The organism is Nostoc sp. DSM 114161 (assembly GCF_052692665.1).
The window spans coordinates 199,966-224,268 of record NZ_CP195141.1 but is presented as its reverse complement, the minus strand read 5'-3'; the positions used below and the strand labels follow the sequence as shown (position 1 = coordinate 224,268).

The 24,303-nt window shown below is 40.6% G+C and carries 19 protein-coding genes; 8 read left to right on the top strand and 11 right to left on the bottom strand.

What is annotated here, in order from left to right:
• The first annotated feature begins 1,540 nt into the window (after positions 1–1,540).
• Entirely contained in the window at positions 1,541–7,474 is a 5,934-nt protein-coding gene (locus NSTC745_RS00940) for an amino acid adenylation domain-containing protein (RefSeq protein ID WP_445635498.1), read from the top strand.
• 93 nt (positions 7,475–7,567) lie between these two features.
• Here the strand turns inward: NSTC745_RS00940 and NSTC745_RS00935 are convergent, their stop codons facing one another.
• The gene (locus NSTC745_RS00935; protein WP_445635497.1) at positions 7,568–9,055 is read right to left on the bottom strand and encodes an ArnT family glycosyltransferase; all 1,488 of its coding nucleotides are present in this window, start codon (positions 9,053–9,055) and stop codon (positions 7,568–7,570) included.
• An 87-nt stretch (positions 9,056–9,142) separates the two neighbouring features.
• On the bottom strand, positions 9,143–10,003 hold the full coding sequence (gene rsmI, locus NSTC745_RS00930; protein WP_445635496.1) for a 16S rRNA (cytidine(1402)-2'-O)-methyltransferase: 861 nt from the start codon (positions 10,001–10,003) through the stop codon (positions 9,143–9,145).
• A 92-nt stretch (positions 10,004–10,095) separates the two neighbouring features.
• On the opposite strand from rsmI, the gene NSTC745_RS00925 reads away from it, so the two are divergent.
• The 4 genes from NSTC745_RS00925 (at position 10,096) to rpsU (ending at position 12,892) form a co-directional block, all read left to right on the top strand.
• Positions 10,096–10,953: a sugar kinase gene (locus tag NSTC745_RS00925; RefSeq protein WP_445635495.1), complete on the top strand. Its 858-nt coding sequence runs from the start codon at positions 10,096–10,098 to the stop codon at positions 10,951–10,953.
• Positions 10,954–11,015: 62 nt separating this feature from the next.
• Positions 11,016–11,876 (top strand): 3'(2'),5'-bisphosphate nucleotidase CysQ family protein, encoded by an 861-nt coding sequence (locus tag NSTC745_RS00920; protein ID WP_445635494.1) that lies wholly within the window; start codon positions 11,016–11,018, stop codon positions 11,874–11,876.
• Positions 11,877–12,266: 390 nt separating this feature from the next.
• Positions 12,267–12,575, top strand: coding sequence for an RNA recognition motif domain-containing protein (locus tag NSTC745_RS00915; RefSeq protein ID WP_096537022.1), 309 nt, complete (start codon positions 12,267–12,269; stop codon positions 12,573–12,575).
• 122 nt (positions 12,576–12,697) lie between these two features.
• Positions 12,698–12,892, top strand: a complete 195-nt coding sequence (rpsU, locus tag NSTC745_RS00910; protein ID WP_096537023.1) for a 30S ribosomal protein S21 — start codon at positions 12,698–12,700, stop codon at positions 12,890–12,892.
• Positions 12,893–13,304: 412 nt separating this feature from the next.
• On the opposite strand, the gene NSTC745_RS00905 is transcribed toward rpsU, so the two are convergent.
• From NSTC745_RS00905 to NSTC745_RS00895, 3 genes are all read right to left on the bottom strand, one after another.
• Positions 13,305–14,552 (bottom strand): NAD(P)/FAD-dependent oxidoreductase, encoded by a 1,248-nt coding sequence (locus NSTC745_RS00905; protein ID WP_445638499.1) that lies wholly within the window; start codon positions 14,550–14,552, stop codon positions 13,305–13,307.
• A 133-nt stretch (positions 14,553–14,685) separates the two neighbouring features.
• The gene (rd, locus tag NSTC745_RS00900) at positions 14,686–14,850 is read right to left on the bottom strand and encodes a rubredoxin (protein WP_445635493.1); all 165 of its coding nucleotides are present in this window, start codon (positions 14,848–14,850) and stop codon (positions 14,686–14,688) included.
• A 118-nt stretch (positions 14,851–14,968) separates the two neighbouring features.
• Entirely contained in the window at positions 14,969–16,054 is a 1,086-nt protein-coding gene (locus NSTC745_RS00895) for an AI-2E family transporter (protein ID WP_445635492.1), read from the bottom strand.
• 127 nt (positions 16,055–16,181) lie between these two features.
• On the opposite strand from NSTC745_RS00895, the gene pdxH reads away from it, so the two are divergent.
• On the top strand, positions 16,182–16,826 hold the full coding sequence (gene pdxH / locus NSTC745_RS00890; RefSeq protein WP_445635491.1) for a pyridoxamine 5'-phosphate oxidase: 645 nt from the start codon (positions 16,182–16,184) through the stop codon (positions 16,824–16,826).
• 79 nt (positions 16,827–16,905) lie between these two features.
• Here pdxH and NSTC745_RS00885 read toward each other — a convergent pair whose 3' ends face one another.
• From NSTC745_RS00885 to NSTC745_RS00875, 3 genes are all read right to left on the bottom strand, one after another.
• A complete protein-coding gene (locus NSTC745_RS00885) occupies positions 16,906–17,529 on the bottom strand; it encodes an FMN-dependent NADH-azoreductase (protein ID WP_445635490.1) in 624 nt (207 codons plus the stop codon).
• Between the two features lie 324 nt (positions 17,530–17,853).
• Positions 17,854–18,753, bottom strand: coding sequence for a DUF3153 domain-containing protein (locus NSTC745_RS00880; protein WP_445635489.1), 900 nt, complete (start codon positions 18,751–18,753; stop codon positions 17,854–17,856).
• A gap of 382 nt (positions 18,754–19,135) precedes the next feature.
• Positions 19,136–19,675: a tetratricopeptide repeat protein gene (locus NSTC745_RS00875; RefSeq protein ID WP_096537029.1), complete on the bottom strand. Its 540-nt coding sequence runs from the start codon at positions 19,673–19,675 to the stop codon at positions 19,136–19,138.
• Positions 19,676–19,845: 170 nt separating this feature from the next.
• Between NSTC745_RS00875 and NSTC745_RS00870 the strand changes: the two genes are divergently transcribed.
• Complete coding sequence (locus NSTC745_RS00870; protein ID WP_445635488.1) at positions 19,846–20,265, top strand: hypothetical protein; 420 nt, start codon at positions 19,846–19,848, stop codon at positions 20,263–20,265.
• Between the two features lie 108 nt (positions 20,266–20,373).
• On the opposite strand, the gene argB is transcribed toward NSTC745_RS00870, so the two are convergent.
• The gene (gene argB, locus NSTC745_RS00865; RefSeq protein ID WP_445638498.1) at positions 20,374–21,270 is read right to left on the bottom strand and encodes an acetylglutamate kinase; all 897 of its coding nucleotides are present in this window, start codon (positions 21,268–21,270) and stop codon (positions 20,374–20,376) included.
• Positions 21,271–21,467: 197 nt separating this feature from the next.
• On the opposite strand from argB, the gene NSTC745_RS00860 reads away from it, so the two are divergent.
• Positions 21,468–22,877: an ABC transporter substrate-binding protein gene (locus tag NSTC745_RS00860; protein ID WP_445635487.1), complete on the top strand. Its 1,410-nt coding sequence runs from the start codon at positions 21,468–21,470 to the stop codon at positions 22,875–22,877.
• A 45-nt stretch (positions 22,878–22,922) separates the two neighbouring features.
• Here the strand turns inward: NSTC745_RS00860 and NSTC745_RS00855 are convergent, their stop codons facing one another.
• Together NSTC745_RS00855 and NSTC745_RS00850 are read right to left on the bottom strand one after the other, a co-directional pair.
• The gene (locus tag NSTC745_RS00855) at positions 22,923–23,471 is read right to left on the bottom strand and encodes a shikimate kinase (RefSeq protein ID WP_445635486.1); all 549 of its coding nucleotides are present in this window, start codon (positions 23,469–23,471) and stop codon (positions 22,923–22,925) included.
• A gap of 385 nt (positions 23,472–23,856) precedes the next feature.
• Positions 23,857–24,006 (bottom strand): hypothetical protein, encoded by a 150-nt coding sequence (locus NSTC745_RS00850; protein WP_445635485.1) that lies wholly within the window; start codon positions 24,004–24,006, stop codon positions 23,857–23,859.
• Positions 24,007–24,303: the final 297 nt, after the last annotated feature.

Genomic DNA, 24,303 nt, shown 5'->3' with positions numbered 1-24,303 from the left:
AGTAACACTTGGTGTCGTTAAAGTTGGATGGAAATATATGCAAGTGGAGTATCTCACATGTCTTTGAAACAAACCTGACCTTCTTTGTTGAATATTTACTCACTTTTCAAGAGTAAAGTTAATTTATTTAGCAAAAATATATTCGAGTGCCTCAGTGCGAGCTTTATCCAAACCTTCAGCATTTTTTACAACGTAGCATCTCGAAACTTTGGGTTTTAATCTAAAGGTAAGGATTTTGTCTTAATTAAACTATAGTTCAATGCAGTTCCTGACATTAATAATTGGATATGTCAGGTCAGGAGACCATTTGTAATTTGCTTAATACATTAACTCAGTGGGGCGTCAAAGCTCTTTCACAGATTTGGGCTTTCAGAACAAATTATACCCCTTACGAAGTTAATGTAGTATGTTTAGCTAGACTATTTCACTTTTGCTTCAAGCCTTTATTGCTTGCTTAAGCATAATTACTGATTAAAAAAACATACAGACATAACATATAACGAAATGCATCAAAAATTTTGATCTTTGTTACAAAAATTTACATTTCTTTAAACTCTGGCTAGATTTGTATCAAATCTTAAACATTCTGAGTAGACAAGAGAACGCAAATTCAGTAAAAACCGAGGCTTGCATCAATCAAGAAATTGCTCTTGTCAAATGAGCAGCCTGTTGGGCTGAGTGCAACAAAGAAGATGTAGGTTTTACAAAACCAATAAAATTGTTCCGCAAATATGGAACGCTAAAAATGAGTTTTAAGAAATTGAAGCACTATTAAGTATGTCTAAGACGTATAAGGTTTGCTATATCTGCATTATAGGCATTTTTGCTCCTTTAGTAGAGTCAGTTATTTTGGCTATTCTTTGGGTTCAGATGAGATTTAGAACTTATTTAGCTTTCTATGTCAGAAACTACAGGCTTACGCAATTAAGTGCGTATGTAAAAATTCTACTGAATTTCCGTAATTATTGCAGCTACTCATACTAAGGTTTTACAGTAATTTTACATACTCAGATACACAATGAAGATTCGGTAATAATTATTTTTTTGCTCAACCAGTCAATATAAAAAGGGATAAAAAGGGATAAAGTAATTCCACTATCATATTTGCTAAATTACGTCACTAAAAACAGCAATTCAGTTTTCAGATAAAACTCAAACATCTATTTTTATTTGGTCATGTAGTTGTTATTTTTTAAAACCTAAACTTAGACAAAAACGTATTTGTAAGCTATTATAGATACATTTGATATATTTTAATACGGCAAATTTTGTCAGAACGTATAAATTATAATTCAAGGCCAAAGCTGGAATTAAAACCCTATTAAAACTCAGAAAATTTTGCTAATTTTAAAAGCTTTAAAAAATTTTTTTGACTATTTATACAGCTTTTTACTAGCTTACAAAATATAATTTAGCGCAAATATACAAATAATTAAGTAATATAAATATATCCCGATTATTATTAAACTAATACGAACTTTGGCTTTAGCGAAAGCACAAATATAACCAGAGACCTTAGTAAATTGTTGCTATATATAAAATGCAGATAGATAGCCATACTTCAGAAGATAAAGAGAATATTCCGTTAGATACCTTAATTAACATTTTTGGTACTGAAGTTATGCAGGAATGCAGCGATACCCAAACAATTGCTGGTAATCTGTGTATTCATCAAATGTTTGAGACCCAGGTAGAGCGATCGCCCCAAGCAATTGCTGTAGTATTTGAAAACACGCAACTTACATATCAGCAGTTAAACCAACGAGCAAATCAACTAGCACACTATCTGCGTACATTAGGCGTTGGGCCAGAAGTACTTGTGGGTATATGTTTAGAGCGCTCCTTGGAGATGATTGTAGGGCTGTTGGGAATTCTCAAAGCTGGAGGTGCTTATGTGCCTTTAGATCCGTCATATCCAAAAGAGCGTTTAGCTTTCATCTTGGAAGATACACAAACACCAGTGTTGTTAACCCAAGAGAAATTGGTCAAAAACCTACCAGCGCATCAGGCGCAAGTAATTTGTCTAGACTTGCTTTTGCAAGAAAATATCCAAAACAACCAAGAAAATCCTGTAAATCAGACGACGCTTGATAATTTAATTTACGTAATCTACACATCTGGTTCTACAGGACAGCCCAAGGGTGTAATGATTCCTCACCGTGGAATCTGCAATCAATTGCACTGGCGGCAAACAACCTTTAGATTAACTGACGCAGACAAAGTTTTATTGACCATTTCTTTTAGTTTTGACCCTTCAGTGTGGCAGATATTCTGGCCGTTGTGCTTTGGGGGGCAATTAATTATACCTCGCCCCGGCGGACATCAAGACGCTGGCTATCTTGTAAAAGCGATCGCCGAGCAGCAAATCACAGTCCTAGCCTTGGTACCTTCAATGCTGCGTGTTTTATTGGAAGAAAAGGGAATTAAGAATTGCAGGCTTCTCAGACACGTTACCTGCGGTGGTGAAGCTTTACCTGTAGAACTTATAGACCGATTTTTTGCCCAATTGAATTTGGACAATGTTTTACACAATTGTTACGGCCCGACAGAAGCTTCCATCGATACCACATTCTGGACTTGCCAGCGGGGCAGTAGTTACACCATTGCTCCCATTGGTCGTCCCATTACCAATGCCCAGATTTACATCCTTGATGAAAATTTACAACCCGTGCCTGTTGGTGAGTCAGGTGAACTGTATATTGGCGGTATTGGTTTGGCACGGGGCTATCTTAATCGTCCAGAACTGACAAAAGAAAAGTTTATTATCGATCCTTTGAGTTCTCAAGAAGGGGCACGCCTTTACAGAACTGGCGACTTAGCACGTTACAACAGCGATGGTAATGTCGAGTTTGTTGGCCGCATTGACCACCAAGTGAAAATACGCGGTTTCCGGATTGAATTGGGAGAAATTGAAGCTGTACTCAACCAACATCCGGCGCTGACGCAGACTTTAGTTATAGCCAGAGAAGATATTCCTGGCGAGAAGCGGCTGGTGGCATATATTGTTGCTAAACCAGGGGAAACTCCTACTCAGGTTGAAATACGCCAGTTTTTGCAAGGTCGGCTGCCTGAATACATGGTGCCTGCTTATTTTGTATTTTTAGATAGCTTGCCATTAAACCCCAATGGTAAAATAGACCGCCGCGCTTTGCCTGCGGCTGATATATCCGACTTTAATTTAAGTAACTTTGTCCCACCCCAGAATCCCACAGAAGAAGTCTTAGCAAACATCTGGGCAAAAGTTCTGCGTTTGGAACAAGTAGGCATCCACAATAACTTTTTTGAATTGGGAGGCCATTCGCTGCTGGCTACTCAAGTGATGTCTAGAGTTCGTCAAGCCTTCGGGATAGAAATACCGTTGCAAGTTTTGTTTGAAAATCCCACGATCGCTAATTTAGCCGAAGCCATTGCTCAAAACCAAATTCCAGGAAATAATTCCCAAAATCAAGCCATTTTGCAAATAGGCAACCGAGAAGCAGCGCCCTTATCCTTTGCCCAGCAGCGAGTTTGGTTTTTAGAGCAGTTGGAACCCAACAGCCGGGCATATATTATTTCAGATGCACAGCGCTTAACGGGTGAGTTAAATGTGGATGTATTGCAACAGGCGTTAGATGCGATCGTTGTTCATCACGAAGCACTGCGAACAAACTTTATTAAATCACCCGATGGTAGCCCCATACAAGTAATTAGTGCCCCTCGACCAGTAGAACTCAAGCTAATTAAAGTCACACAGGAGGAAGCAAAATATTTCCTCACTCAAGAAGCGCAACCCCCCTTCAACCTCGAATCTGACTTGATGTTGCGGGCTAGCTTGCTGCAAATAGACGAACGCGAGCAGATACTTCTGTTAGTCATGCACCACATTGCCTCAGATGGTTGGTCAATGGGTATTCTCTGGCAGCAGTTAGCAGCCGTTTATGAAGCTTTTTTAAATGGTAAGCCTTCTCCATTAGCAAAATTACCCATTCAATATGCCGATTTTGCTGCTTGGCAACATCAATGGTTGTCGGGCGAAGTCCTCTCCAACCAAGTAAACTACTGGAAAACCCAGTTAGCAGGCGCTAATACTGTACTAGAATTGCCTACTGACCGACCGCGGCCGCCAGTGCAAACTTACCAAGGAGCGGCTCAGTCATTAATGCTACCCGAAAGCTTGGGTGTATCACTCACAGAACTGTCGCGTCAGGAAGGTGTCACCTTATTTATGACCTTGCTGGCAGCCTTTGGCACAATATTGCATCGCTACACTGGGCAAGAAGATATTCTCATTGGTTCTCCCATTGCTGGACGTAACCGTTCTGAAGTTGAAGGGTTGATTGGATTTTTCATTAACACTGTGGTTTTACGGACTGATTTTTCTGGCGATCCTAGTTTTCGCTCAGTGTTGAGTCGAGTCCGCCAAATGGCCTTAGGCGCTTATGCCCATCAAGATATGCCCTTCGAGAAACTGGTGGAAGAACTGCAACCAGAACGGGATACGAGCCGCAACCCACTGTTTCAAGTGTGGTTTAATATGCTCAACTTGAGAGATATCCAACTGGAAATACCTGGGGTGGCTGTAGAACCAATCCCAATGCTAGAAACAGGTTCCAAGTTTGACTTAACTTTATATGTTACAGAACAAAACCAGGGAATCAAGCTTGATTTAGTTTACAATACCGATTTGTTTACTCCAGAGCGGATGATGGAAATGCTGCATCAATTCCATCATTTATTGAATCAAATTGTTACTGCTCCAGGAAACCAGATTAGTTTGTATTCTCTGGTCACACCACAAGCGCGATTTTTGCTGCCAGAACCAACAGCAGTATTGCCTGAACCAGAGTACGAACTGGTAACAACAATGTTTACCTCTTGGGTGAACTCTGTGCCAGAACATTCAGCACTTCGTCAAGGATCTCGGACTTGGAACTATGGGGAATTGGGGAAAATAGCTCAAGGTTTAGCTCAGGCTTTATTATCCCAAGGACTCCAGCGGGGAGATGTGGTGGCGGTGTTTGGGACGCGCAGCTTTGGGCTGATTGCAAGTATGACTGGTGTGCTTTTAAGCGGGGGTGTGCTGTTGACACTCGATGCGAAACTGCCTAGCCAACGCCACCAGCTCATGCTACGAGAAGCTAAAGCTAAATACATATTATATATAAATAATCAAACCCAAGAAGACAGGGACATAACTGAATCTTTAATTAGTATCTGTGTAAATCCAGATACAGGAGAAATTATAAATTCACCCCAAGGCAGTACTCAAACCGTAAACTTGCCCCAAATCACTGGTGACGATGCAGCTTATATTTTCTTTACTTCTGGTACCACTGGCGTACCTAAGGGCGTGCTGGGGTGTCACAAAGGAATGGCGCATTTTCTCAACTGGCAGCGGCAGACATTTAAAATTGGTCAGCAAGACCGCGTTGCCCAATTGACGGGTCTTTCTTTTGATGTCGTCCTCAGAGATATTTTCTTACCTCTAACAAGCGGTGCAACTTTGTGTTTGCCAGAGGAAGGGGATAACTTAGAACCGACTAAAATTTTGCGTTACTTGGAAGCCGAGCAAATTTCTGTATTGCACACAGTTCCTTCTCTGGCACAATCTTGGTTAGCGAATGTGCCATCAGGAGTTTTTCTACGTAACTTACGCTGGTTATTTTTTGCTGGAGAACCTCTCAAGGAAACACTTGTACTTCGGTGGCGCGATGCTTTCCCAGAATCAGGGGAAATTGTCAATCTCTACGGGCCAACGGAGACAACACTGGCCAAATGTTATTACCGAGTACCTATTGAGTGTATGCAAGGAGTACAGCCAGTAGGCTCGTCATTACCAGAAACCCAAGCACTAATTTTTACACCAAATCATCAACCGTGCGGCATTGGCGAACCGGGCGAAATAGTTATCCGTACTCCATTTCGGAGTTTAGGTTACATCAATGCCCAGCAAGAAAACCGTTCTCGGTTTGTCAGAAATCCCTTTGGAAATAACGAAGAAGATTTGCTGTATTATACGGGCGATCGCGGTTGCTATCGTCCCGATGGTTCACTAGAAATCCTTGGTCGCAAAGATCATCAAGTCAAAATCCGTGGGATACGCATTGAGCCAGGGGAAATTGAGACAGTGTTAGCCCAACACCCAGATGTACTCCAGACTGTAGTAATTGCTCGTGAAGATGTTCCAGGAGATCTGCGTTTAGTAGCTTACATTATCCTAAATCCGGATTCGGTAACTACGGTTAGTGAAATTCGGCACTTCCTTTCGGCAAAACTACCACAGTACATGCTACCTTCAGCTTTCGTTTTGCTAGAGGCCATGCCTCTAACCCCCAACGGCAAGGTAAACCGCCGTGCTTTACCTGCACCGGACTTATCAAGACAACAGCCAGAAGGAACTTTTGTTGCTCCCCGCAATGAAGTGGAACGCCAACTAACAGAAATTTGGGAACAACTTTTAGGCGTGCAACCCATCGGCATTCAAGATAACTTCTTTGAATTAGGAGGGCATTCTCTACTGGCAGTGAAATTATTTTGGCAAATTGAGAAGACATTTAATAAAAATCTGCCGCTTGCCATTCTCTTCCAGTCAAGTACTGTAGAAGCTTTAGCCAAAATCATCATTGAAGAAGATTTGGCAATAAATAAAACTTCAGTAAAAAACAAATCAAAAGCTACTTGGTCATCCTTAGTAGAAATTCAACCCAATGGTTCTAAGCCGCCTTTCTTCTGCGTTCACGGACTTGGTGGAGAAGTCTTGTGTTTCCGTGAATTGGCGCAACATTTAGGTTCCGAACAACCATTTTACGGACTACAACCACAGGGACTAGATGGAAAACATCCTTTCCATACAAGCGTTGAAGATATGGCCGCGCACTACATTCAAGAGATTAAGACCTTCCAACCTCATGGCCCTTATTTTCTTGGAGGTTATTCCTTTGGAGGTGCAGTTGCTTTCGAGATGGCTCGACAACTCCACGAACAAGGCGAAGAAATTGGTATTTTAATTATCCTTGATAGTTGTCGTCCTGGTTATAGCTGGCGATCGCCATTTTTCAAACGCATTTTCTTGCATTTAAACAATATCCTTCAACAAGGAGTTGGTTACCTCTGGCAAAAGATTGTGAGATGGAGCTATTGGAATAAATCCCGTCTCCAAAATACATATAAGCGTTATTTGGAAGGCAAACTTGATTTACCTGAAACCGACAAACACTTAAAAAGTATAGACATGAATACTCAAGCTATTAGTCAATATACTTATCCAAGTTACCCTGGTCGAGCTATCCTGTTGCGGACTGAAGACCAGAACCGAGGTGAAGGTATAGGCATACAATACGATCCTCAATTTGGTTGGGGTGACATAGTTATCGGTGGATTAGATATACATTATATTCCCGGTTCTCACCTTTCTCTACTCCGCGAACCTGACGTAGAGGTGTTAGCTGAAACATTGAGAAATTGTTTAATCGACGCTCAGGCTCCAAAAAATTAAAACATCAGTCAGAATTCAGAATACAATCAGAAAGACATAAATCTTAATTAGGTGCGTTAGGCTTTAGCCTGATGCGCCATTACTTTTATGGAATCAGCGTAATTTAGCAATAAAATTCATCCCATCTTTCAAAATATTGGGATATTTATCGAGAAAATTCTGAACTTTTTGCTTTTGGTTATCATCAACAAATAAATTATAGCTTTCTACAAATTTAAAACTTCCTACTAAATATTTAGCTCCTAATTTGGCTTTAGATAGAATATATTCTTCATTAACATCATTGTGGTTAATTAGCCATCCTTTTCGATGCGATAAATAAAGTAATGTTGGGTCGCTACCACTAGTAGCAATTATTAGCGATTTCGGTTCTGTCTTTTGTTTTACTTGCTGTGCAAATTGAAAAACAGCCGATTTTTCTGTTCTTTCTTTAAACATGTAATCAACAGTATAAATCACAGAACCAGCGGCTACAGTCAGACATAAGCACGCTACTATAGCTTTCTTATAATTAAATTTCCCAGTAGCTTGTTCCAAATAGTAACTACAAGCTTTACCCATGAATACCACTGCTGGAAGCATAAATTGAAGTTGATAATATTCATGAACTAAACTGGTAGTTGGTACTAAAACCCAAGTTAATATTACTGAAATTAACCAAATATCTAATACATATTCTTGTCTATTTTTTCTAGGAAGTAATAAACCTAATATAAATATGGGAAAGCCAAAAATAGCAAAATGCCTGACAACAGTCCTAAAGAATATTTCTGTCCAAAAACGCAAGGTAAGTACAATATTATAGTTATACCTATCGCTTGAACCCGACCAAAAACCAAAAGTATTGCCATAGTCTAAAAATATTTGGTGAGCGTGGTAATACCAAATAGCAACACATATTAATATCAAGATGCTATAAATCCACAATGATATTTGAGAAAAAACTCTTATACCATATTTAGTCCATGCTAGGTAAAAAAGCGGTATTCCTAAATATATTATTGGTAAAAATTTGATTAGACAAGCTAAGGCGACAAAATAACCTGATAAAATCAAATCTTGTTGTTTTTCAAAGTCGAGCCAATTAATAAAATAATATAAGCCGATAACTGAACACATTAACAGCATGGATTCTGGTTGAAAAGTTCTACTATAATAGACATTCAAAGGTAAAACTACAAAAAATAAACAAGACCAAGATGCAGTCTTGCTATCTAAAATTTTGATAATCAACTGATAGAAAAAATAGAGAGCAACTAAAAAACAAATAATTGAGAAAAATCTTCCCCAAAACTCTCTAACTCCAAAAAACCTGTAAAGAAGAGCAACGATAAATGAATAAATTGGAAACTCGGTTTCACAATAACCAGGAGAATTACCTCCCCAGTCAATTTGAGGATAAAATAAATTGAAACCATTCTCATAAAAATTTCTAGCTATTGCTGCTGTATCTGACTGACGCCAGGAATGAATGCCGATGATTGGCGAATTAATGTTATAGATTCTGATAGCTATAGCTAAGGTGCTTAAGAAAAGTAAAGGCGAGTTTTTGGTATTTTTTTTGATGGTATTATTGTGCATATAAGTAGGAAAACTTCAAGCAGAGACGCTCGAAAAAAGAAGAAAGAGATATAAAGTCTTTAACTTTAAAAAAGCAGTATTAATTGTTCAAGAATCAGTGGTAATGGCTAAAGAAAGAGCTAGTTGATAGATTTGGCGACGGGGAAGTGAAGTTAATTTTGCTAATTGACGGCTAGCTTGCGATCGCGATATTCCTTGACTGATTAATTGTTTCAATTCGGCTTTTAATTCCTCTTGCGTTAATTGGGGTTGACTAGCTGGAATTCCCGCAACAATTAGAGTATATTCCCCTTGGGGTTCTCGTTGGTTGTAGTGGGCGATCGCTTCGGCAATTGTTCCCCGCCAAAATTCCTCATACAATTTAGTTAACTCCCGTCCGAGTACGATTTGGCGATCGCTTCCCAAAATCTCTGATAAGTCTTGTAAAGTATCTTGCAACCGATGGGGCGATTCGTAGAAAATTAATGTGCGAAATTCTGTTTGTAAAGATTCTAGATGTTCTCGTCGCTGTTGACTTTTTGCTGGCAGAAAACCTTCAAAAACAAACCGATCCGTAGGTAGTCCGGCTGCGCTCAAAGCCGTAATTGCTGCACTTGCACCAGGAATAGGAACTACAGTAATACCTGCTTGAATACAAGCTTTAATTAACTCATATCCAGGATCGGAAATTCCTGGCATTCCAGCATCGCTGACTAGAGCGATCGCTTTATCATTCGCCAAATATTGTAATAATTCTGGAATGCGACTGGTACGATTATGCTCGTGGTAACTTACTTGGGGTGTTTTAATTTCAAAATGCTGTAGCAATTTCCCTGTGTGGCGCGTGTCTTCCGCAGCAATAATATCCACAGTTTGCAAAATTCGCACAGCCCGAAAAGTCATATCTTCTAAGTTGCCAATTGGTGTGCCAACGACGTACAGTGTTCTTGGTTTGGGATCGGTTTGCATGAGTTAAGAGACGCGATTAATCGCTTCTGTACAAAATTAAGAGTAGAGACGCGATTAATCGCGTCTGTAACAACACAAATGACTAATGACTAATGACTAATGGGTTATTTGTAGGCTTAGTAACCTTAGATTTGATTTACCTCGCTGACTCCCCCCCAGAGAATAATCAAAAAATTGTTGCTATTGACTATAGTGTTGCAGCAGGTGGCCCAGCTACAAACGCGGCTGTAACTTTTAGCTATTTAGGCAATCGGGCTACAGTCTTGGGTGTGCTAGGTTCTCACCCAATCACACAGTTAATTCGGGGTGATTTGGCAAATTATCAAGTGGCGATCGCCGATCTTGAGCCTACCATCGATTTAGCACCACCAGTCTCTTCAATTATTGTTACTCAAGCCACGGGGCAAAGAGCTGTGGTTTCCATCAATGCTGTGAAAACTCAAGCCAGTAGCGCATCCATCCCAGCAAATATTTTAGAAAATGTTGCCATAGTGCTAATTGACGGACATCAAATGGCTGTTGGCTACTCCATAGCGCAAATTGCCAAAGCCCAGAATATCCCCGTAGTCATCGATGGTGGTAGCTGGAAACCTGGATTTGAGCAAATCCTACCATTCGTAGATTACGCCATCTGTTCGGCTAATTTTCATCCACCTAACTGTGAAACTTCAGAAGAAGTTTTTGCTTATCTGAGCAAATTTAATATTCCTCATATCGCCATTACTCACGGAGAACAACCAATTCAATACTTGAGTTGCAATAAAACTGGTATTGTAGATGTGCCCCAAATTCAAGCCGCTGATACCTTAGGATCTGGAGATATTTTTCACGGTGGCTTCTGTCACTACATTTTAAAAGAAAGTTTTACTGATGCCCTGGCACTAGCAGCAAATATCGCTGCTAATTCCTGTCAATTTTTTGGGACTCGCCGCTGGATGGATGTTATCTAAGGACGCCAAGCTGTGTCCTTGGAGTGAGGTTATATATTTTTAAGTTAGATTAGGCTACATTAATGCAAGACTTACAAGAAATGTTAGCGATCGCTCGTCAGATAGGTTGGGAAGCCGCGGATATACTGCGATCTTATTACCACGGCACTGCTAAAGATCCTGATTTAGCAGTAGAATACAAACAAAATGAACCTGTTACCGTTGCTGATGTAGCTGTCAGTCAATATATTCTTGAAAAGCTACAAGCAAGTCTCGGTAATGAAGATTTTACTTACATCAGCGAAGAAACCTATCAATCCCTTAATAAGTCTCCACAACCTTCTACCCCTTGGGTATGGATTATAGATCCTTTAGATGGTACGCGGGACTTTATCGAAAAAACTGGAGAATATGCAATTCACATTGCTTTAGTCAAACAAACACGCCCAGTGTTAGCAGTGGTGGCAGTTCCAGAAGCCCAAAAGTTGTATTATGCTACAAAGGGAAGCGGTACATTTGTAGAAACCCGCGATGGTTCTGTTCCTCTAAAAGTATCATCAGGTAAACGAATTGAAGATTTAACCTTAGTTGTCAGTCGTTCTCACCGCAACCAACGGTTAAATTATCTACTGCAAAACTTACCCTGTCAAAATCAAAAAGCTGTTGGCAGTGTCGGATGTAAAATCGCCACAATTGTCGAACAACAAGCAGAAATTTACATATCTCTGTCTGGTAAATCTGCTCCCAAAGATTGGGATATGGCAGCCCCAGAACTGATATTAACAGAAGCAGGAGGTCAATTTACTCACTTCGATGGTACCCCGTTAAAATACAACACCGGTGATATCAATCAATGGGGAGGTTTGCTGGCTAGTAACGGTGAATATCACGAGGTGCTGTGTAAAGAAGCAGAAAGGATTTTAGCCCAGTTCGCCCAGAGCTAAAATTATTTGCGATATTTGGAGATAAATATTTTCAATTTCGCTTTTAACATAGTAATTTATGGTATAATTAAGCCCACTAGTAAATAATCCTTAACGCTTAGTACATATCTCAATTTCCAAACACTAATTTTCTCGGCGATCGCTAGTTAATACTGATTTGCTTTTGAAATTAAAACTGTCACAGCAAAAACAGCCAAAGCGTGCCGTTGGAAGGGTTGGAATACCTTCCTAAAAGTTTTATTTGGAAATGAAATTCCCTGTGAATGCATATTCAATGGCTGTGCTACACTTATCCATATAAGGATTATGTTCGGTTGAGTAACTCGTTTTGATTTTTAAAAGCGTCTCTCCGAATTTAACTCTCCACACTCCCTAAATTCGGAGACTCCTATGTCAATTTACATTGGTAACCTGTCCTATCAGGTTACGGAAGACGATCTCAGGCGAGCATTTGCAGAATACGGAACAGTAGCCCGCGTTCAATTGCCTACAGATAGAGAAACAGGCAAGCCTCGTGGGTTCGCTTTTGTAGAAATGCAAACAGATGCAGAAGAACAAGCTGCCATTGAAGCACTTGATGGTGCTGAATGGATGGGGCGTGATTTGAGAGTAAATAAAGCTAAACCGCGTGAAGAGAGAAGCAATTCTCCCCGTGGTAGCTGGGGTGGCGGCAATGCTCGCCGTAATAGAAACTACTAACTTAATTCCTAAAAATTTCACATCTAGAGTCTCCAGCAGATAAAGGCAAAGGCTCGGCTCTGCTGGAATATTTTTTTTGTATTTAATTTTCAATTATTCATCCATATTTAGGAGGAATGAGAATGACACAAGTAGTTTTAGGAGAGAATGAAGGTATTGAATCAGCCTTACGAAGATTTAAGCGGGAAGTTTCTAAAGCAGGAATTTTCCAAGATATGAGAAAAAAACGTCACTTCGAGACTCCAATAGAAAAAGAGAAGCGCAAAGCAATTGCTAGGCATAAGCAACGTCGTAAACAAAATTCTCGTTTTAAGTAACAATTTCCAGTCATTTTGCCATTTATTCAACATCTCTTCATCGTGGCAATACCTGTTTTAAAAATAGGGACTGGGGACTGGAAAAGAAATATTTTCATGCCCTCGTTGCATGATTGACGGCACGAACATCTAACTTGAAAATAGCTACTAGGTAGTAGGGGTTTAGGATTGCTCATTGGTGTCAACTTAAGCTCAAAGCTTTGTTACACAGCCGTTTACGCCACCCCTCAATCCCCTCCCCTTGCCAAGGGGAGGGGATTGAGGGGTGGGGTAACGCGCATCTTGAGGGTAAGTGAGTAGAACTTGCTCATCACGTTTTCATCAGGGTTTCACGTTAAGTTGACACCAATGAGGATTGCTAAACCCCTATAATTTGTAGACATCAACAGCCAACACAAAAACATCTGCTGCATTAAATACGCGACAGTTCAGTTCCCATTGCATTACCAGCTAAATATGCTGTCGTCCAAGCACTTTGAAAGTTAAAGCCGCCAGTCACACCATCAATATCTAAAATTTCTCCAGCAAAATACAGCTTAGGAACTAACTTACTTTCCATTGTTTGAAAGTTTACTTCTTGGAGATTGATACCGCCACAAGTAACAAATTCTTCTTTAAAAACTCCTTTGCCACTGATTAAATATTGCCCCTGAGTGAGTTCTTGAACTAACAGATTTAACGTTTTATTAGATATTCCCGCCCAACGATCCTCTGTGGTAATACCTGCGCGGGCAATTATATATTGCCAGAGACGATGCGGCAGGTCAACACCACGATGCAATGCGATCGCTTTTTTTGCCCATTCATTCTTGACTGCTAAAATTTGTTGTCGCACTTGTTCTTGTTGCAAATGAGGCAACCAATTAATTAATAATTTTGCTTGATAGCGGCTTTCGTTTAGAACTCTTGCACCCCAGGCAGAAAGCTTTAAAACAGCAGGGCCGCTCAAACCCCAATGAGTAATCAGTAACGGCCCGGTTTGTTGTAGTTGAGATTTTCCACCTACAGATAACCGCAATTGTACGGTGTCAATACTAATTCCTGCTAACTCCCTCAGCTTTGGATCGAGAATGTTGAAGGTAAATAAAGAGGGAACGGGCGATTCAATTTTATGTCCTAACTCCTTAGCAATTTTATAACCTATTAAGCTACTACCAGTAGCAAGAAGTAAGCGATCGCATTTAATTGTTTCTCCCGACTTCAACAGGATATCAAATCCGCGGTCTTCGGAAGTGCGTTTTACTGAAGTTACGGGTGTACCGATGCGAAGTTTGACTCCAGATGTCGCAGCCGCTTTAATTAAACACTCTACAATTGTTTCTGAAGTATTGGTAACAGGAAACATCCGACCATCGGCTTCGGTTTTTAAATGGACTCCGTGTTTAGCAAACCAAGCTACTGTATCTTGAGCTTGAAACCGAGTAAAAGCGCCCCGCAAGGCTTTGGCGCCTCTGGGGTAATTTTGCACTAATTCCCCAGGATCGAAGCAAGCGTGAGTGACGTTACAGCGTCCGCCACCAGAAATTAGGACTTTCGCTAGGGGTTGGCGACTGGCTTCGATTAAAGTAACTTGGGCATCAGGGTTAACTTTAGCACAAGCGATCGCGCCAAAAAACCCCGCTGCCCCACCTCCAATAACTACAATTTGTAACGGTAGCAATTTCAAAAATATCTCTTTTCAGGCATCTACTATCTAGGCTAGCTGTTATATCAGGGAACAGGTTTAAAAGTCTATTGGTATTCGGGTTTTAGCATTAGTTTATGTCCTAACCTAGCTGGCAGTTGCCATATCTTCACCCTTCATAAGGTTCAAAATCTTGTTTTGCGGCCCCGCAAGTCGGACACACCCAATCATCTGGGATGCTTTCAAAGGCTGTTCCTGGTTGTATACCGCCGTCTTCATCACCTGCTTCTGGATCGTAGATATAACCACAAACAGTACATATATACTTTTGCATTTTCCATCCTCCTAAAAAATTATTGGTATTGCTTGACTATTAAATACTTTGGGTACAGAGTTACAATCAGCACGCCACAATTCTTAAACGGCATTGCATATTTGCCCAATTATCTAATCTAATCAAGGGGCGGATCGTGATGAATAGTGACTGTTGATACAAAGTTACCTGATTTACTGCTTCTGATGGCATCAAAAGTGCCTTTAATAGTACCAGCAATGGGAACAGCAACAAGTGTCCCCAACAATCCAGCAATCTCATACCCCATCAAAATAGCAACAAAAATCCAGATGGGATTGAGTCCGATAAAATTGCCGAGTAATCTGGGAGCTAATAGATTATCTTTAACCTGCTGCATGATAATTGATACCGCGGCAACTTGAACCGCTAACCACCAATTTTGTAACAATACCAAAATCGTCACTAGACCGATGCCGAGAGATGCTCCAATAAAAGGAATGAGTTCTGAAAGCCCGATTAGTATGGCAAACAACAGAGCAAAAGGTACCTTCAAGACTAGAAAAATTGGGGTCAAGGTTGTTACCATGAATAGTCCCAACAACAACTGGCTGAGGAAGAAGTTTTGGAAATTTAGCCGCAAAGATGTAGTGAGGGGATCTGCTATATCAGAGGGCAAAAGATTTACCAAACCATACCAGACGCGATCGCCATACAAAAGCATATAAAAAGCCAGCACAATTATTAGCACTACGTCAAATAATCCTGACAATAGCGTTCCAGCAAATCCGACTGCACCAGAAGCTAGTTGTTGCACTACATTCTCAATGTTGGCATTGATTTGACTGCTGAAAACCTTCAAATCCAAACGCAAACGTCGTTGCTTGGCCAGCGCCTCTACCTGCTCTAGATTTGCTTGACTAGCAGTTAACCAATCAGGAATCTTATTTAATAATTGGGTTGTTTGGTCAATCACCATTGGTACTAGCGTCACGCCCAGGATTACCAAAATGGTTAAAGTGGCAAGTAAAACAATACTCACCGCTTGAGTGCGAGTAATCCGAGCGCGTTCAAAGAACTTAACCGGATAATTTAGTAAAAAAGCCAGAATTGCTGCAATGCTCAAAATGCTAATTGGATGCTGGAAATAACGAAAAAGCACCGATAGCAACCAGACATTGAGAGCGATCAGCGGACCGCTCAGACCATAGATTAACAGACGTTTAAGGGAGGCAGAACGGCGCATCTGAGGCAATCTGTTTTCAGAACTTCTTGAGATAAATTGTAAAACTGGGGTTAGTACCGATCGCGATCGTAGATATTTTTAACAAAGGTATCTATTAGCCTATCTGATAGCAAGGAAGCAAATTAAAATGGACAAAACCGTAGCAGACCTTCGCAAAGATTACACCTTGGAAGGCTTGAGCGAACTCGAAGTTGACCTTAATCCTTTTATTCAGTTTAAAAAGTGGTTCGAGCAGGCAGTATCAGCCCAACTTCCCGAACCCAATGCTATGACCATTGCTACCTCTACACCAGATGGTAAGCCTTCAGCCAGAATGGTACTGCTTAAAGATTTTGACGAACGGGGCTTTACCTTCTTCACCAACTATAACAGTCACAAAGGACAAGAACTGGCAGAAAATCCCCAGGCAGCTTTAGTTTTCTGGTGGGCGGAACTGGAACGTCAAGTACGGATTTGTGGCTATGTAGAGAAAGTTTCCGAAACTGAGTCTGACCAATACTTTCACAGTCGTCCTGTCAATAGTCGTTTGGGTGCATGGGTATCGAATCAAAGCGAAGTGTTAGAAAGCCGAGAAGTTCTTGAGCGACGCATGGAAGAGTTTAAAAGTCAATATGAAAATCAAGAGATCCCTCGTCCGCCTCATTGGGGAGGTTTACGAGTGATCCCCACAGAAATCGAATTTTGGCAAGGACGCCCTAGTCGTCTGCACGATCGCTTACTTTACAGCCATTTAGATAATGGCAGTTGGAAAATTCAGCGGTTGTCACCGTAAAGAAGACGCGGCGACTGGGGATTGGGGACTGGGTATTAGGGAAGCTTTCTAGTCCCGATTCCCTAGTCTCCAGTCGCTCTTACCACTGAGCAATCAAATCTTGAATTGTTGTCCGTGCTTCTGCTAAAGATTGAGTACGAGTGGCATCACCTTCATTCAGGCTATTAGCGTTAATAAATTGAATGTCTGTAAGCCCAATAAAGCCGAAAATTGCACGTAGATATGGTTCTTGGAAGTCATAGGCCGCGAAAGGAGATGTGGCGCTAAAGTCACCACCACGAGCGGTAATGATAACTGCCTTTTTACCCTCGACTAAGCCTTTATAGCCACCTTGAGCATCCACAGTAAAAGTTCTGTTAACGCGAACGATTTGGTCGATGTAAGCCTTAAAAGTGGAAGGTATATTGAGGTTATACATCGGCACTCCAAAGACATAGCGATCGGCTGCTAAAAATTCATCAATTAACTCGTCGGAAATTCGGAGCGCTTCGGCTAATTCTGGGGTGTGGGTTTCTGGCGGTGAAAATGCAGCTGCAATCCAAGGTTCATCGACGTGAGGAACTGGGTGACGCCCTAAATCTCGATAGGCGATCGCATCTTCAGGATGGGCTGCTTTCCAAGCAGTGATGAATTCCTTAGATAGTTCTCTGGAGTGCGAGCGATCGCTACGGGGACTGGAATCAATGTGTAATATGTTTGGCATCAATTATCTCCTTGTTGGCTAGGATTTAACTGCTTTTGCTTCTAAATTTCCAAGCACTGCGTCAGATACTAAAAGTAAATACTTACTAAAGTAAAGTAGTTACCAAAAAGTAACTATAAAACTTCTATCTGATGACGTAAAAAAACTTGCCTTCAACTTGAAAATGCTTATTTCTCGCCTTGTTGCAGATTTTAGCCTACTTAAATATAAAGCAGATTAAATCTGTGTTCTAGATAATGTATATTCTTTTTTGAAAGAATTTTTACAAGTAAAAAAGCCGATGCATTTTTCATCGGCTAAACTAATAATCTTCGATATAATACTCTACTGCTGTTGAGTAGCTGGTGCTTTGGCAGAAAACTGAATCCTGGGATCTGGCATAAAGTTGTATCTTAAATAAAATCCTCCCCAGACAAACAGGATAATTAAAAATGCACCGATACCAAGCGGACTGGGAAGCCAAAAAACAGCTTCAATATGATTTAGTTCGCCGGTTTTGAGTTTCCACAGCAGTTGATTGCCATTCTTTTCCGGCTCAATTGCAGTTTCAGTTTGTGGAAGATTTTTTGCTCCCCAAGGAGTATTGAGAGTGAATTCCAAATCGAGAATGGAACCAGCGTTAGCTAGGACGTTTCCTTTGTTAGAAATTAGAGACAGCGATCGCAAATCCAAATCATAAATCAACCGATTTTTTACTACTAGTAAAAAATTGTTCTGCTCCAAAATTACGTTTGATTCAATTTTTGGTAGTTCTGAGTCAGATCCATTTTGTACAGGCTCAGAAGGTTGATTAGCACGGGAGTTAAAAAATTGGTTGAATTTTTCTTGCAATTCCACACCACTGCTAAAAGGAATTGTCACAATAATTTCTTCTGGAGAAATTCGCTGTGCTTTCCCCTCAAGTTTATTGGCGCGGCGCTCTATGCTATTTAACCATTCATATACATAATCGCCACTAAAACTTGTTAGCTGCTCTCCTAATTTAATATGTTGTACAAGTTGACCGCTATTTGAATTATTAAAGTTAAGTCCCACGTCATACTTAACACAACCAGATAGTAGTAGTGATATTAACACCACTAGCCACAAAATAGGATTTTGGCTTGGAAAAATACGTTTGATTCGATTTCGATCGATTTTTGGCAGCATAAATTTCATCGCCAATACAAAACTAAATGGTCTAATTAACCACAGGAAAATTCGTCCTAAAGTTGAAGAATACATAACTACAAATCTCCCCAAAAGTCAAATTTTTTAACCAATCTTGACTTTTACCTTAACGGCAGGCAATCTAGTGTTAAAGGTTTCCACGCCAGTTCTTATAACTTGGGAAAAGTTGCCTACAGACAGGCTCTGTTGGAGAAGCTGCTCATAAGCTTTCCCAATTGTATGCGGACTGTAGAAAGAACTCCTACGAACATTTAAAAATTATCAGAAATTGACACTTTTAGGGTCTAAATTCAAGTAAATTCAGCTTTCCTATTCTCTAGCCGAGCGAACAATTTGAAAAATTAGCCAATTCTCAAATTGAAATTTTATCTACTGGTATAATTCAAGTCTCGAATTGAACCTTCAACACTAGGGATAAAAATTAGCAAAATTTGAATTAATTTAGACCCGAAACACTCAACCAAACCAAATACAAAATAGTTAAAGCAATTGCAATTAAGGCTACCCAGATAAAGCGATTATCTTTGGTATTTACTTGACTCAGGTCAACGAATTCTCGCTCAGTCAGTTTAGGCTTTTGCTGTTGAGGAGACTTAGTAGGCTTAGCAGCTACAGAAATTTTGAGTTCGTTATCGGGTAGTGCGCCCAAATCGGGGATTTCAGTCATCCACTCGCTCGGTCTTTTGAGCTTTGGTGCTTTCAAAATGTAAAGCATCCGCCGCGCTTGTTTGCTAGTTTCAAAATGTGGGTGGCGTTTGAGTCTTTCGCAAAGAGCGATCGCATCATCTGTGCGTCCAGCTGCTTCATAAGCAGTCACTAGACTAATTTCGACTTCACCCCCAAGACGAGAATTACGAGCTAATAGAGCGCTGGCCTTTTCTAAATTTTCTACAGCTTCGCGATATTGCCCATTTTCAAAGGCAATTTTCCCGGTCTGATAGCGAGTTTTAGCAATTTCTATACTTTCTGCACTCACGTTCTGTTCACAAATTACCACTATTTTTATTTTGCCAATGCCAGCAATCTTTTTGAAATCTTTTCACAGGCTGACAACTTGAAACTAGATAAACTTCTAAAATTTTAATTAGGTAGCTACGGCTATTTTGTCGTTAACAAGTCCGGTATCAAATAGAAGTTATCAAACATATGCTAAAAACCAAGCATTCACTGTATTGGCTAGGAGCAGGCATATCTCTGGCAGTGATGAGTGCTGCCATCGCTCCAGCATCTGCCGAAATAATTATAATTGACAGTGGCTCTGGAATTAGGCGAGCGCCTGCTGTTGGTTCCTTCATTTATGGTAGTCCGATTCCCACACCAATGCCTGTAAACCCAGCAACAGGATTAACACCACAACGCATTGATTACTACAACGATTACTACAACAATTATTCCTATCCTGTGGGTAGGCAGAGGGTGAGAAATTCCACCTTCATTAATCCAACTTTGGTTAATCCGACAATTCGCAACTCAACAATAGTCAATCCGGTGATTATCAATAACTCATGGCGTCGTACACCATTTAGCGGCGGGCGATCGCGGGTTATCATCACTTATCCTCGGTAGAGTGGGGACTGGAGAGTGGGGAGACAAGGGAGAATAATTCTTAACTCTTATACAGACAAGAATTAATCGCGTCTCTACTCCTAACTCTTCGGTTAACAGTCAACACTCCTATGACATAAATTGCGAACCGAGAATCATTGTCCCGATCCCAACGTCAGTAAAGATTTCTAATAGTAGGGCGTGGGGAATGCGACCATCGATGATGTGTGCAGCACGTACTCCTTGAGCGAGCGATCGCACGCAACAATTAACCTTAGGAATCATACCACCGCTAACTATACCAGCAGTAATCAGTTCGCGAGCTTCACGAATATCTACTTTGGGAATTAAGGTAGACGGATCTTTGTAATCCTTTAAAATACCTCTGGTGTCAGTTAATAAAATTAGCTTTTCTGCTCCTAATGCTGCGGCAATTTCTCCAGCCACAGTATCAGCATTAATATTGTAGGCTTGTCCTGTCTCATCTGCGGCGACGCTGGATACAACCGGAATATAGCCATTACTAGCCAGAGTTTCTAAAATTTTGATATTTACATTGCTGACTTCCCCTACAAAACCGATGCCTTCTTGGCCTTGGGGACGAGCTACGATCAAATTACCATCTTTACCGCAAAGTCCTACAGCTAAACCTCCAGCCTGATTAATCAACGCCACAATTTCTTTATTGACTCGACCGACTAAAACCATTTCCACGACATCCATCGTCGGGGAATCGGTAACCCGTAAACCATTCTTAAATTGCGGTTCGATCCCTAATTTATCTAACCAACTATTAATTTCTGGCCCGCCACCGTGGACTAGAATTGGCCGCAAGCCAACACAAGATAAAAATACAATGTCACGGATGACTTGATCTTTAAGCGTGCTATCTTTCATTGCCGCGCCACCATATTTAACAACAACAGTACGACCGGTAAACTGTTGAATGTAAGGTAGTGCTTCGCTTAGCACTTGCACGCGAGTAGCTTCAGCTTGCCTGATGTACTCAGTATCATTAACCGTCATGAGGAGCCGCCATTGAAAATTAAAACCTATTTCAGTCAGTGTAGAAGACTTTGGAACCTGTAACAATAAGGTATTGGCTATTGGGAGCGATGACTGATGACTGATGACTGTTGGCTGAGGAGTTAGGAGTTGAAAGTTGTTCTCCTCCCACGCTTCCCACACTCCCCATTTTCCTACTCCCTGTTTTTACCTAACCTATGAATTCTCAGAAGGAAACTAAAGTTCTTATTTTGTCTTTGTTGTCCACCACCTTTTTACTAGGCTTTGGCTTCTGGTTGTGGAATCAATTATTTGGAAAAAGTATAATTTCTTTACAACCAGATAATAAAGGTCAAATAACTACAGGCTCAACATCAGAACGAATCAGTTTAGGTGAAAAAATTTTAGTTACTGCTAATACTAACCCTGAGAAAGAAGCAGGAGTGCAAGCTTTTGCTAAGGGCGATTTTGTGACTGCTGCCAATAATTTTAAAGCCTCCCTGCTCAAAAATCGCAACGATCCAGAGGCGTTAATTTATTTAAATAACTCCCAAGGAGACAATAGTAAATATCTCAAAATAGCGGTTAGTGTGCCGATTGGCGGCAATCTAGATGTTGCAAAAGAGATTTTGCGGGGTGTGGCTCAAGCTCAAGATCGGATCAATCGGACTGAGGGCATCAATGGTAAGCTTTTGCAGGTAGCGATCGCCAGTGATGACAACGATCCCAGCTTAGCTCAACAGGTCGCAACGCAGTTTGTGAAAGATTCCAGCATTCTAGCTGTAGTAGGACATAACGCTAGTAACGCTTCCATTGCCGCTGCCCCAGTCTATCAACAGGGAGGCTTAGTTATGATTTCTCCCACCAGTTTCGCGCAAAATCTCTCTGGCATTGGCAGCCACATATTCCGCACTATTCCCAGTATTAATTCTCTTGCTGAACGTCTTGCTAGTCATATCATCAAAACGGTTCGCAAAACTAATATTGGTATTTGTGCTGATTCCAAAGCAATTGATAATCAGTCTTTTAAAGATGAGCTTGTTAAAGGTATATTAGCCGCAGGTGGCAAAGTTAACCTCACAAATTGCGATCTTTTTGCTGCTGATTTTAATCCCAATGCAGTTATTTCTCAATTTATTAGTAGTGGCGCAGATAGTTTAGTTTTAGCGCCCCATGTCGATAGAATTAACAAAGCTTTGGAATTAGCAGCAGCAAATCAAGGAAAATTGACATTATTTGGCAGTCCTACACTTTATACATTTCAAACTCTACAAGTAGGAAAAACTGATGTAAATGGTATGGTATTGCCTGTAACTTGGCATCCCAATGCAATTCCAGGTAATGACTTTTCTCAAAATGCTGTGAAACTTTGGGGTGGAACTGTTAATTGGCGGACTGCTACGGCTTATGATGCAACTATGGCGATCGCTAAAGGTTTACAGCAAAGCAAAAACCGCGATGATTTGCAAAAGGTGTTGCATAGTTCCAGTTTTTCAGCCTATGGTGCCACAGGTAAAATTGAATTTTTACCATCAGGCGATCGCAACGGCACAGCAATATTAGTCAAGGTGCAACCGAGTAGCAAATCTTCTACTGGGTATGATTTTGTTCCTCTTAATAATAAATAAGTGTTTTAAACCTTGCTTAAAATTAAAGGCATCAGCCCCCACATTTTAATTGTGAGAAACTTCTGTTTTCAGAACGCTAGGAATTGCTTCAAGTATCCGCTTAGCAATTTGTTCTGGTGTTTCTCCCTCAGCGATCGCAATTCTGATATCGGCTTGGGCGTATAATGATTGACGTTGTTTGAGGAGCGATCGCAACTTTTCTTGAGGATCGGCATCTTGCAGCAGCGGTCTTGTGGTATCCTCAGCTAAACGGCTATAAATTAGTTCCGCAGGCGCATCTAACCACACTATCAAACCGTGGTGTAAATAACTCCAGTTTTCTCGCCGCAAGACAATGCCGCCACCAGTTGCGATGGTTAACTTTGTAAAAGCACAAACCTGTGATAGAACATCGCTTTCCAACTGGCGAAATACGGCTTCTCCTTGTTCGCCAAAGATCTGATTGATGGATTTACCTGCTGCTTGAGCAATAACATCATCGGTATCTACAAACCCATAACCCAGCTGCTTTGCTAGTAAGCGCCCCACCGTCGTCTTACCAACGCCCATCATACCGATTAAGTACAGGTTGACTCCTTGTAATAAACTACCCACCAGTTACCTTGCTCCAATTGTCAGTTATTTTAGCTGCTTCGTCACGCTCAGATAAAGCCTGACAAGAGTTTAATTTTAGTACTGAATTGAGATTTTAGAGAATTAGAGTCACAAGCGATTGCGCTGCTAATATCACCACAATGGATAGGGGTATGGGTTTGAGAAGTTAGACTTTTCCAAAGTTAAGACGATCGAGCCTTGACCAAAGGTGAATGCCAATAAAAGCACACCTTAACCAAAATATATTAGACCTCTTGCAATCAATTGCTTTTTGCACTCTTGTGGTCAAAGGAAAAAGGTTAAAGGGGAAAGGGAAAATACCAAACCTTCCCCCTTTACCCTTCCCCTTTTCCCGACTTCTGCAAGAAGTCTTTTGTTTTAGTTATCAGACTCCACTAAATCTGCGGTGTAACCATACAACAATATTCCCTAAGATAGATGTGGTTCTCAAATCATCTATATCTGGTCTTTTATCGCAAAGTGTAAGTTCGATTTCTATAAATTCACCTTCTATTTGAATGGAACAAACTGCCATTATTACTGTTATTCATGTATTGGAAATAACAAATAAGAGAAACTAACAATTATTCAGTATAGATAAATAATTAATACTCTCACAAATTTAGTAAGTTTCGTGAGGTGGCTTAACAAATTTTGTTGAGCTATATTTACGTTTAACGTAAATTTAAGATAACTTCTTTGAAACTTTATCGAAACAATTTCTGTCTATTCAGATAACCCGCATTTTCTACCTGGCGGACGAATTTAAGTATACAAAATACCGTGTTCTAATCAGCACAAAGTGGTTTTTTTAAAAATTTAGTGAGGAAAA

Coding starts and splice junctions, on each gene's coding strand:
- NSTC745_RS00880 (WP_445635489.1), bottom strand. CDS start 18,753: ATGTATTCTTCAACTTTAGGACGAATTTTCCTGTGGTTAATTAGACCA.
- NSTC745_RS00860 (WP_445635487.1), top strand. CDS start 21,468: ATGAATTCTCAGAAGGAAACTAAAGTTCTTATTTTGTCTTTGTTGTCC.
- NSTC745_RS00850 (WP_445635485.1), bottom strand. CDS start 24,006: ATGGCAGTTTGTTCCATTCAAATAGAAGGTGAATTTATAGAAATCGAA.
- NSTC745_RS00920 (WP_445635494.1), top strand. CDS start 11,016: ATGCAAGACTTACAAGAAATGTTAGCGATCGCTCGTCAGATAGGTTGG.
- rpsU (WP_096537023.1), top strand. CDS start 12,698: ATGACACAAGTAGTTTTAGGAGAGAATGAAGGTATTGAATCAGCCTTA.
- argB (WP_445638498.1), bottom strand. CDS start 21,270: ATGACGGTTAATGATACTGAGTACATCAGGCAAGCTGAAGCTACTCGC.
- rsmI (WP_445635496.1), bottom strand. CDS start 10,003: ATGCAAACCGATCCCAAACCAAGAACACTGTACGTCGTTGGCACACCA.
- NSTC745_RS00895 (WP_445635492.1), bottom strand. CDS start 16,054: ATGCGCCGTTCTGCCTCCCTTAAACGTCTGTTAATCTATGGTCTGAGC.
- rd (WP_445635493.1), bottom strand. CDS start 14,850: ATGCAAAAGTATATATGTACTGTTTGTGGTTATATCTACGATCCAGAA.
- NSTC745_RS00870 (WP_445635488.1), top strand. CDS start 19,846: ATGCTAAAAACCAAGCATTCACTGTATTGGCTAGGAGCAGGCATATCT.
- NSTC745_RS00935 (WP_445635497.1), bottom strand. CDS start 9,055: ATGCACAATAATACCATCAAAAAAAATACCAAAAACTCGCCTTTACTT.
- NSTC745_RS00915 (WP_096537022.1), top strand. CDS start 12,267: ATGTCAATTTACATTGGTAACCTGTCCTATCAGGTTACGGAAGACGAT.
- NSTC745_RS00885 (WP_445635490.1), bottom strand. CDS start 17,529: ATGCCAAACATATTACACATTGATTCCAGTCCCCGTAGCGATCGCTCG.
- NSTC745_RS00940 (WP_445635498.1), top strand. CDS start 1,541: ATGCAGATAGATAGCCATACTTCAGAAGATAAAGAGAATATTCCGTTA.
- pdxH (WP_445635491.1), top strand. CDS start 16,182: ATGGACAAAACCGTAGCAGACCTTCGCAAAGATTACACCTTGGAAGGC.
- NSTC745_RS00925 (WP_445635495.1), top strand. CDS start 10,096: ATGACTAATGGGTTATTTGTAGGCTTAGTAACCTTAGATTTGATTTAC.